General features: G+C 69.6%; 9 protein-coding genes. 3 read left to right on the top strand and 6 right to left on the bottom strand.

Features of this window, described 5'->3' with window-relative positions:
- Positions 1-383: TIGR02266 family protein (locus D7W79_RS31755; RefSeq protein WP_120529129.1), on the bottom strand; the 383-nt coding region annotated here is incomplete at its 3' end.
- 164 nt (positions 384-547) lie between these two features.
- Here D7W79_RS31755 and guaB point away from each other — a divergent pair.
- Complete coding sequence (gene guaB / locus D7W79_RS31760) at positions 548-2005, top strand: IMP dehydrogenase (RefSeq protein ID WP_120529121.1); 1458 nt, start codon at positions 548-550, stop codon at positions 2003-2005.
- Between the two features lie 58 nt (positions 2006-2063).
- Here the strand turns inward: guaB and D7W79_RS31765 are convergent, their stop codons facing one another.
- Complete coding sequence (locus D7W79_RS31765; RefSeq protein ID WP_120529122.1) at positions 2064-2648, bottom strand: hypothetical protein; 585 nt, start codon at positions 2646-2648, stop codon at positions 2064-2066.
- A gap of 124 nt (positions 2649-2772) precedes the next feature.
- Between D7W79_RS31765 and guaA the strand changes: the two genes are divergently transcribed.
- The gene (gene guaA, locus D7W79_RS31770) at positions 2773-4326 is read left to right on the top strand and encodes a glutamine-hydrolyzing GMP synthase (RefSeq protein WP_120529123.1); all 1554 of its coding nucleotides are present in this window, start codon (positions 2773-2775) and stop codon (positions 4324-4326) included.
- A gap of 18 nt (positions 4327-4344) precedes the next feature.
- On the opposite strand, the gene D7W79_RS31775 is transcribed toward guaA, so the two are convergent.
- The 4 genes from D7W79_RS31775 to D7W79_RS31790 all read right to left on the bottom strand — a co-directional run bounded on the left by D7W79_RS31775 (position 4345) and on the right by D7W79_RS31790 (position 9302).
- A complete protein-coding gene (locus tag D7W79_RS31775; RefSeq protein WP_120529124.1) occupies positions 4345-5109 on the bottom strand; it encodes a phytanoyl-CoA dioxygenase family protein in 765 nt (254 codons plus the stop codon).
- Positions 5110-5150: 41 nt separating this feature from the next.
- Positions 5151-6143, bottom strand: coding sequence for a DUF2268 domain-containing putative Zn-dependent protease (locus tag D7W79_RS31780; protein WP_120529125.1), 993 nt, complete (start codon positions 6141-6143; stop codon positions 5151-5153).
- A gap of 84 nt (positions 6144-6227) precedes the next feature.
- Complete coding sequence (locus D7W79_RS31785) at positions 6228-8321, bottom strand: S46 family peptidase (protein ID WP_120529126.1); 2094 nt, start codon at positions 8319-8321, stop codon at positions 6228-6230.
- A gap of 198 nt (positions 8322-8519) precedes the next feature.
- Positions 8520-9302, bottom strand: a complete 783-nt coding sequence (locus D7W79_RS31790) for a helix-turn-helix transcriptional regulator (protein WP_120529127.1) — start codon at positions 9300-9302, stop codon at positions 8520-8522.
- Between the two features lie 105 nt (positions 9303-9407).
- Between D7W79_RS31790 and D7W79_RS31795 the strand changes: the two genes are divergently transcribed.
- A complete protein-coding gene (locus D7W79_RS31795) occupies positions 9408-10235 on the top strand; it encodes an MBL fold metallo-hydrolase (protein WP_120529128.1) in 828 nt (275 codons plus the stop codon).
- Positions 10236-10408: the final 173 nt, after the last annotated feature.

Below are 10408 nucleotides of genomic sequence, written 5' to 3' on the forward strand. Positions count from 1 at the left end.
GGGACGGTGTAGTCCGCGGGGCCCACGCCGTTGGGCACGGGCGGCAGGTCCGACTGGGCATGCGGAAGGATGGCGACCGCGGCGTCCAGGAACCGGCGGGTCGGTGGATCCGCCTCCCCGAACTTCAGGCCCATGCCGGAGATGCCCTGGCCCTGCTGTCCGGTGACGAAGTGGACGATGGCCGCCGTGTAGAGGAGCCGGTCGCCGCCTGCCAGGCGGAGGTCCAGGGTAACGGCCGTGCCTGGGGGGCGCACGGCCTTGGCGCGCAAATAGATGCCGCCCCGGGTGATGTTGCCCCCGTATTTCGCGAGGAACTCCTCGGGGGTGGCGAAGGGCAGCTTCACCACCAGCCCGACCGCCCCCGCTTGATTCAATTCCGCCAAGGCCCGGTCCAAGTCCCAAGAAATGTTGGTGGGACGCCGAGTATCACCCGAAGTCCCTGGGAACGGGCGGCAAAAAACCTTCTTCCGTTGCGCGGCAGCCGCGCAAACCGTATGGACACGCACCCGCCGGGCGCTGGTGCCCCGCGGGGCCTCCGGGAGCCCCCATGTTGAACCCCGATATCCGGCTGGCCCTCACCTTCGACGACGTGCTCCTGCTGCCCGGTGAGAGCGCCGTCACCCCGCGTGATGCCGACCTCACCACCCGACTGACGCGCAACATCCGCCTCAACGTGCCCCTGCTGTCCGCGGCCATGGACACCGTGACGGAGGCGCGCACCGCCATCGCCATGGCGCAGGAGGGCGGCATCGGCGTCATCCACAAGAACATGACGCCCGAGCAGCAGGCCCTGGAGGTCCTCAAGGTCAAGAAGTTCGAGAGCGGCATGGTGGTGGATCCCATCACCATCGACCCCAAGGCACCGCTCGCCCGCGCCCTGGAGCTGATGAAGGTGCACGGCGTGTCCGGCGTGCCCGTGGTGCAGGGCAAGCGCCTGGTGGGCATCCTCACCAGCCGCGACGTGCGCTTCGAGAAGAACTTCTCCCAGAAGGTCGAGGACGTGATGACGACGAAGCTCGTCACCGGCCACGAGGGCATCTCCCAGGACGACGCCCAGAAGCTCCTGCACGAGCACCGCATCGAGAAGCTCCTCGTCGTGAACGAGTCCTACGAGCTCAAGGGCCTCATCACCATCAAGGACATCGAGAAGCGCCGCACGCACCCCTACGCCGCCAAGGACGCCAAGGGCCGCCTGCTGTGCGCCGCCGCCGTGGGCGTGTCCGCGGACCGCGAGGCCCGCATCGACGCGCTGGTGAAGGCGGGCGTGGACGTCATCGTCGTGGACACCGCGCACGGCCACTCGAAGGGCGTGATTGAAGGCGTGCGCGACACGCGCAGGAACTTCAAGGGCTTCGACCTCATCGCCGGCAACGTGGCCACCGCGGAAGGCACGCGCGCCCTGATTGAAGCGGGCGTGGACGCGGTGAAGGTGGGCATTGGCCCGGGCTCCATCTGCACCACCCGCGTGGTGGCCGGTGTGGGCGTGCCCCAGGTGACGGCGGTGGATGACTGCGCCCGCGAGGCGGACAAGCACGGCATCCCCATCATCTCCGACGGCGGCATCAAGTACTCGGGCGACATCGTGAAGGCGCTCGCCGCGGGCGCCAGCTCCGTGATGATCGGCTCGCTGTTCGCCGGCACCGAGGAGTCCCCCGGCGACGTCATCCTGTACCAGGGCCGCAGCTACAAGAGCTACCGCGGCATGGGCAGCCTGGGCGCCATGAAGCAGGGCGCCAAGGACCGCTACTTCCAGTCCGACGTGGAGGCGGTGAAGCTGGTGCCGGAGGGCATCGAGGGCCGCGTCCCGTACAAGGGCACGCTCTCCATGAACGTGCACCAGATGCTGGGCGGCATCCGCAGCGGCATGGGCTACGTGGGCTGCGCCACCATCGAGGACCTGCGCACGAAGGCCACCTTCACGCGCATCACGTCCGCCGGGCTCAAGGAGAGCCACGTGCACGACGTCATCATCACCGAGGAAGCGCCCAACTACCGGATGGAGTAGGGCGGTGAGGCTCCCCGCCCCGAAGGAGACTTCGGGGCAGGGGAGGGCAGGCAGGGGCCTACTTGCCGCGACGCTTGCCGCCGCCGGACGTGTCCTCGGCGGGGGCGGCCGTGGTGGACACGCGCTTCTCCGCCGCGCCCACGCGCTGGAGCAGCTGCTCGCGGTCGTCCGGGTCCAGCGTCTCGATGGCCTTCTTCAGGGTGGCGAAGTCCAGGCGGGCCACCGTGACGGTGTTGCCCCCCTTGATCTCCTGCACCGTGGGCACGTCCACCAGCTCGCGCAGGTAGGTCTCGAACTCCACCCGGACGTCCGCGGTCTGCTGGATGCAGGTGTCCTTGGCGTTGACCAGGTTCTGGCTGCCCTCGCGGTAGCTCAGGTCCGGGTTGCGGGCCATGGCGTCCTCGAAGGTGTGGGTGCGGTCCTTCAGGGACGAGTACAGATTGACGTAGTCCACCAGCCGGTCGGACTCCGGCCGGTTCACGTCCCGCGCCTTGTTGAGGGGCTGGGTGGTGTCGTCACAGGTGAGCTTGGACAGCTCGGTGACCCCGGGCGAGTCCTTCACCGCGACGCTGCGGGTGTCTCGCTCCAGGCGTTCGTCGGAGGTGATCTCCTTCACGCACCCCGAAGCGGACAGGAGGAGCATGGCTGCTGCAGTGGAAGCGGACAGGCGGCGCACGAACAATTGACGGCCTTTCAGCGTTGATTTCCCGAAGTTTGTAGCGATAAGGGCCCCCACCCGTCAACGACGCCCCCTGGGAGAATCGCCGGTGGACCTGCACTCCGAGAAGATCCTGATCCTTGATTTCGGGAGCCAGTACACCCAGCTCATCGCCCGCAGGGTGCGCGAGCTGGGCGTCTACTGCGAGATCCACCGCCCGGACCTCCCCGCCGCCGACATCCGCCAGTTCGCGCCGAAGGGCATCATCCTCTCCGGCGGGCCGGCGTCCGTGGAAGCGCTTGGCTCCCCGCGCTGCGACCCCTACGTCTTCGAGGCCGGCGCGCCCGTGCTGGGCATCTGCTACGGCCTCCAGCTCATCTCCAAGCTCCTGGGCGGCCGCATCGACCGGGGAGCGCACCGCGAGTTCGGCAGCGCGGCGGTGGAGGTCCTCACCCCCCGCGGTCCCTTCGCGGAGTTCCACCCGGGCGACCAGGTGCAGGTGTGGATGAGCCACGGCGACCGGGTGGACGTGCTGCCGCCCGGCTTCGAGGCCATCGGCCGCAGCGGCAACTCGCCCTTCGCGGCGGCCGCGCACGCGACGAAGCCCTGGTACGGCCTCCAGTTCCACCCGGAGGTGGTCCACACGCCGCAGGGCAAGGCCATGCTGCGCGCCTTCCTCTTCAACGACTGCAAGGTCACCGGCTCCTGGACGATGAAGGGCTTCATCGACGAGGCCGTGGAGACCATCCGCAAGCAGGTGGGTGAGGAGGGCCGCGTCATCTGCGGGCTGTCCGGCGGCGTGGACAGCTCCGTGGCGGCGCTGCTCCTGCACCGGGCCATCGGCCCGCGGCTCCAGTGCATCTTCGTGGACAACGGCGTCCTGCGGCAGGGGGAGCGGGCGCAGGTGGAGGCGCTCTTCGTGGACCGCTTCCACGTGCCGCTCAAGACGGTGGACGCGCGCGAGCGCTTCCTGTCGAAGCTGGCCGGCGTCACGGATCCGGAGCAGAAGCGGAAGATCATCGGCCGCGAGTTCATCGCCGTGTTCGAGGAGGCGTCGCGCGACGTGCAGGACGCGGGCTTCCTGGCGCAGGGCACGCTGTACCCGGACGTCATCGAGTCCGTGTCCTGGAAGGGCCCGTCCGTCACCATCAAGAGCCACCACAACGTGGGCGGCCTGCCGGAGCAGATGAAGCTCAAGTTGGTGGAGCCCCTGCGCGAGCTCTTCAAGGACGAGGTCCGCGCCCTGGGCCGCGAGCTGGGCCTGCCGGACGAGATGGTCTCCCGCCAGCCCTTCCCGGGCCCGGGCCTGGCCATCCGCGTGCTGGGCGAGGTGAATGAGAAGCGCCTGGACCTGGTGCGCCGCGCGGACACCATCGTGCAGGAGGAGATCCACAAGGCCGGCCTCTACAAGGAGGTGTGGCAGGCCTTCGCCGTGCTGCTGCCGGTGCAGAGCGTGGGCGTGATGGGCGACGAGCGCACCTACGAGTCCACCTGCGTGCTGCGCGCCGTCACCAGCGTGGACGGCATGACGGCGGACTGGGCGCGCATCCCGTTCCCCATCCTGGAGAAGATCTCCTCGCGCATCACCAACGAGGTGCGCGGCATCAACCGCGTCGTCTACGACATCTCCTCCAAGCCGCCCGCCACCATCGAGTGGGAGTGAGGCGGTAGGGCAGGGCGCTCAAGTGACAGCGCGCCGGATGGCTTCTTCCACCGGCGACGTGTCCTCCGGGAGCCGGGCCAGGCTCAGCGGCTCCCGGGGCAACAGCGGCGGCTGCGCCATGAAGCGCGGCCGCGTTCCCCGGTGGGCTTGTGCCGAGTGCACGAGGAAGGGGTGGCACAGGTAGACGGTGCCCGCCTCGCCCGTGGCCAGCACCTCCCGCCGGTGGGCGGACTCAGCAAAGCCGTTGGCCGCGAGCTGCCGGAGCGTCAGGCCCGCCTCGCCCGCGGGGCCCAGCAGCCGGGCCACGTCCTGGTGCGAGCCCACCCGGATGCGCGTGGGCGCGTCGTCCTCGCCCACGTCGGAGAAGAGGAAGAGCATCAGCAGCGCCCGGCCCTTCGAGGCGACGTTGGCGCGCCAGTCCATGAAGTCCGGCTTGTCGAAGTCGAAGCCCACGTCGATGTGCCACCCCGCGTCGCCCGGGTCCTGCGGGGAGGGGAAGCGCACCGGGAACGTGCCCATGGCCCGGCACGGCAGCCACCGGTCGGGACCGACGAGTTCGTCGAACGCCGCGTGCAGCACGGGCGTGTTGGCGGCGTCCACGAAGGGCTGCTGGGTGTACATGCCCAGGCGGATGACGGGCCGGGTCCAGGTGGCGGGCCGGTCCGGGTCACAGCCCGTGTCCTTCCAGAGAATGGCCCGGGCCTCGTCCGCGACTTCACGGGGGAAGGCCTGGTCGATCCGGATGAAGCCGTCCCGCATGAACTGCTCGGCGCGCGCGTCCATGAAACCTCCTGCCCCGGGGGGAGTGCCGGAGCGCCTCGACTTCACGGCAGGTAGCCGCTCTCCCTGACGAAGGTCTTCACCGCGGCGGTGTCCGCGTAGTCCAGTTCAATCATCCGCCGGAGCGCCGCCTGCTTGTCCGGGGCCTTCGCATGGTAGGCGCGAGCCACCGCGTAGCCCACGTAGTAGCCCACGTCCGCCACGCCGAACGCGTTGTCCGCGCCCGCCCAGAGCCAGGGGGCGAAGGTGTCCGTCGCGTCCTGGGCCTCGCGGAACCGTTCGCGCAGCTCGGCGTCGTGCTGGGGGCCGTAGGTGACGTAGGCCAGCGGGGGCAGCCGTCCGGTGACCTGCTCCGCCACGAAGTCCGCCACGCCCTCGTAGACGACCCAGTTCACCAGCACGTCAGCGGGCGGCTTCTGGCGGGTGTGCACGGCCTCGTGGGCGATGAGCAGGTCCATGCCCTGGTGGGGGCGGCTCTTGAAGAAGGTGCCCAGCCCGTCGCGCAGCTTCGGCGGCAGCTCCGACACGTCGACCCCTTCATCTCCGGTGGCCAGCTCCGCGCCCACCAGCACGCGGCCGTCCAGCGCGGTGCCGCTCGACTTGAGCGCCCCGACGGCGAAGTAGACCTCCGCGGGGCCCAGGGCCGGGTAGAGCACGCGGAACCGCTTCAGTGTGGGTTCGACGCGGGATACCGCCTCCCTTGCCCGCGCCGTCAGCGGCCGCACCGAGTCCCAGAACCGGGGGTAGTCGCGGATGGCGTCCACGTAGCCCTGGGCGGTGTAGTGCCTGGCGCGCATGAAGCTGTGCAGCCCCGGCGTGCCCCGGTCGATGTAGAGCGCCTGGAACCGGGCGAGCTGTTCGGCGGGGTCCGTCGTGGCCCGCACGGCGTCGTAGGCCTCCCAGAAGTGGTCCACGTCCACCGTGGCGACCACGTCCTGGACCGCCGGCGAGACCTCCCCGGGGCGCTTCGTGGCGCAGGCCTCCAGGCAGAGGGCGGCGGTGGTCGTCACGACGAGCAGGGCGGGGCGGAGGCGCATGGCGGACCTGGGAGCAGATGAACGAAGAGGCTGCCCGGTTCGCACCGGACAGCCTCTGGGGACTTCAAGACGCGGTGGGGAGGACTACCCCGCCGGGTTGGCCTTCACGGGCGGCACCTTGGTGCTGCCGGGGCGCAGCTCTTCCAGCACGCGGTTGGCGCCGTAGACCTTCTGGAGCGCCTCGATGATGGCGTCCGAGTGCACGGACACCGTGCGGTTCACGGACTCGTCGAAGCCGTACTCACCGCCCAGCGACTGGATGTTGCCGTCGAACACCAGGCCAACGATCTCGTGGTTCTTGTTCACCACGGGCGAGCCGGAGTTGCCGCCGATGATGTCGTTGGTGCTGACGAAGTTCATCGGCGTGGTGCCGGTGATGACCTTCTCCGACTTCACCCACGACTTGGGCAGGGCGAACGGGTCCTGGCCCGTGGCGTGCTCGAAGGTGCCGGCCATCTGGGTGATGGGCGCGACCTTCTCACCGTCCTCCATGTAGCCCTTCACCGAGCCGAACGACACGCGCGGGGAGAACGTCGCGTCCGGGTACTGGCTGGTGCCGTAGATGTCGAAGCTCGCCTTGGCGACGAGCTCGCTGTTCTTCTTGATGACGGACTCCACGTCGTCCTCGAACTTCTTGCGGATGGCGCGCGCGTCGGGGTCCACCAGCGCGGCCAGCTGGATCATCGGGTCCTTGGACGCGTCCACGGCCTTCTTGCCGCCGTCGAAGAGCGCCTGGCGCGTCTTCACGTCCGCCAGCTTGGAGCCCTTCACCACGCGGGTGGCGACCTGCTCCGGGGACTCCTTGCCCAGCACCTTCTTCACGAACGGGTGCTTGGCGCCCAGCTCCTCACGCAGCTTGGTGAGGCTGAACGTCAGGCGGGCGATCTCCAGCTCCGGGTAGATGGGCGCGGGGCTGAACAGCTGCGCCTTGAGCGCGGGCTGGTTGGCGTCGTTGAACTCACGCAGCCGCTGGCCGTTGTCCTTGGGCAGCTCGTCGCCGGCGCGCACCAGCGTCTTGGCGATGCCGAACAGGGTGGAGGACAGGCCCTGGCCCTGCTCGATGAAGTTCAGGTCCTTGCGCAGGTTGACGAGCTGCGCCTCGGCCTTGGCGATCTCATCCCACGCCGCGGCGTACTTCTTCTTCATCTCCGGGTTCGCGTCGACCTTCTTGCGCAGCTCCTGCTCCGCGGCGACCTTGGAGGCGAAGAACTTCTTGTCCAGCAGCGCCTCGTGGCGGCCCTTGGACGCCTTGAGGGCGTTCTCCACGCCGAACAGCAGGTTGCTGGAGATGCGCTTCTGCTCGGGGCCGCGCTTCTGGAACTCGGTGATCATGCCGCGCAGCTCGGACAGGTACATGAGCGTCTTGGGCATGGACACGTCGCGGATGTACTCCAGCTCCGCGATGGTCAGCGCGCGCGAGGTGCGGCCCGGGTTGCCGGCCACGAACGTCAGCTCGCCTTCCTTCGCGCCGTGCTCGGACCACTTGAAGTAGTCCGGCGTCTTCACCGGCTGCTTGTCCTGGTAGACGCGAACGAAGGACACGTCCAGGTCGTAGCGGGGGAACTCGAAGTTGTCCGGGTCACCGCCGAAGAAGGCGATGGCGTGCTCCGGGGCGAACACCAGGCGCACGTCCTGGAAGCGGCGGTACTTGTAGAGGTTGTACTTGCCGCCCTGGTACAGCGTGACGACGTCACAGCGCACCTTGTCGTCGCCGTTGGCGCAGGCCTTCTCCACCTTGGCCATCTCCGCCTTCAGCGTGTCCGAGTACTGCTTGCCGGTCATCGACTGGGTGGCCTTGTTGAGCTGGTCGGTGACGTCGGTGATCTCAACGAGCTGGTTCACCTCCATCGCCGGGCACTGCTTCTCCTCGGCCTGCGTCTTCGCGTAGAAGCCGTTGGCCAGGTAGTCCTGCTTCGCGGTGGACAGCTGCTCGATGCAGCCGCGCGCGCAGTGGTGGTTCGTCATCACCAGGCCATCCGGCGACACGAAGCTGGCGGAACAGCCGCCGGCCAGACGCACCGCGCCCAGGCGCAGCTTGTCCAGCCACTGCTGATCCGGCTGGAAGCCGTACTTCTCCTTCACCTTGGCGGCGGGGAAGTTGTTGTACGTCCACATGCCTTCATCGGCGAGCGCCGGGGCGGCACCCACGAGGGCGGCGATGACGATCAATCGCTTCATGAATGGGATCCTTTCGGGCCGCGGGACGGAGACCCGCGGGGACGGGGCGTTTGTGAGGGATGCCCCAGCGGCGGTCAAGCTGGGAAAACGCCCACGCCAGAAGCACAACGTCCGAGCGCCCGAACGATTCCCTGGGACCCCTGGCAGGCAGGCGGATTTCTCACCTACCGCGTCGCGACGCACCGCGTCCGAGCCGGATCAGGCCGCCCGGGACCGCGTCCACGCGCCCGGCGTGGTGCCCAGCACCGCCCGGAAGTCCGCGATGAGGTGGGCCTGATCATAGTACCCAGCACCGGCGGCGATGGCGCCCCAGTCCGGCCGTGCGCCCTGGCCCTGGACCCTGGAGGCCTGGAGCGCGCGCTGGAAGCGCACGAGCCGGGCATAGGACTTGGGTCCCATGCCCAGCACGTCATCGAAGGCGCGGCGCAGGTGCCGCTCGCTCACGCCCAGGGTGCGGGCCAGCTCCGCGACGCGGGGGATCTCCACGGCGTCCGTGAGCAGGCGGATGCCGCGCCGCACGAGGTACGCGGCGGCCGGTTCAAAGACGTCGTCGCGGTGGAGCCGGTCCACGAGGGCCGCCTCGAGCGTGCGCAGGCGGGCCTGGGAAGTAGGGGCCTCCGCGAGCGCGGCGCGGAGCCGGGCGCCGTCCGCCTTGCCCCAGAGCGTGTCGATGGAGAGCGAGCGGTGGGCCAGCTCCGACATGGGCAGGCCGAAGAAGGGGTAGGCGCCGCCGGGCTTGAACTGGATGCCCAGCGTATCGGGCGGCACCTCCGAGGGCGCCTTGCGCACCACCTGTTCCCGGGGCCCCAGGGCGTGCACGTCGCAGGTGGTGGGAGTGACGCGGACCACCAGCTCCACGGTGCCGTCCGGCACGCGGACGTAGTCGCCCGGGGAGGGGCCTCGCCAGAGGACGCGCGCGCGCTGGATGAAGCGGGACAGGTCGGCCCGGGGGGCAAGCGCGGTGTCGGGCGGAGCGGCCATCGCCGGGGAGCATGGGGCGGAGGGGCCGGGGCTTTCAAGCCGCGCCGGGACGCATGGCCGATTCCTCCAATCGGGCACCGGGGCCCGGTCCGTACCTTGCCGAGCATGCGAATCCACCACCTCAACTGCGGAACCTTGTGTCCCGCCAGCGCCCGGTTCGTCACGGGCTCGGGCGGGCTGTTCGAGCGGGCCCGGATGGTCTGCCACTGCCTGCTGCTGGAGACGTCGCGGGGGCTCGTCCTCGTGGACACGGGCCTGGGCACCCGGGACGTGCAGGATGCGAACGGGTGCCTGGGCCAGCGCTTCGTGAAGCGCAACGCGCCCCGGTTGGATCCGGCGGAGACGGCGCTGGCGCAGGTGGAGCGCCTGGGCTTCAAGCGCGAGGACGTCCGGCACATCGTGCCCACGCACCTGGACCTGGACCACGTCGGGGGGCTGGCGGACTTCCCGGACGCCCAGGTCCACGTCTTCGGAGACGAGCACGCCGCGGCCATGGTGCCGCCGGAGGCCGGCGCGAAGTTCGGGTACCAGCCGGTCCAGTGGGCCCACGGGCCGAAGTGGAGCCGGTACGCGGTGGACGGGGAGCGCTGGTTCGGCTTCGAGTCGGTGCGGGTGATTCCGGGCCTGGACGCGGAGGTGCTGCTGGTGCCGCTGACGGGGCACACCGCGGGCCACTGCGGCGTCGCGGTGAAGGGACCCGGGGGCTGGGTGCTGCACGCAGGGGACGCGTACTTCAGCCACCGCGAGGTGGACCCCGTGGCGCCGCGAAGCCCGTGGGGCGTGGCGCTGTTCCAGAAGCTGAAGTCGGTGGACAACGCCGCGCGGCTCCAAAATCAAGAGCGGCTGCGCGGACTGGTGCGCGCCCACGGACACGAGGTGAAGGTGTTCTCCGCGCATTGCGCCGTGGAGTTCGACCGGATGCACGCGGGATGAATCAAGGCGGTAGCATGGCGGGACCTTGCGACGCGCTCTGCTCTTCGGGTCCCTCCTGTTGTCGCTGTCCTCCTCCGCCGCCGCACCCGCCCGGGTGCAGGTGCTGAAGGCCGCCCGCCTCTTCGATGCGAAGGCGGGCAAGGTCGTCACCCCGGGGGTGGTGGTGGTGTCGG

This window comes from Corallococcus exercitus, from assembly GCF_003611585.1.
GTDB classification, from domain to species: Bacteria; Myxococcota; Myxococcia; order Myxococcales; family Myxococcaceae; genus Corallococcus; species Corallococcus exercitus.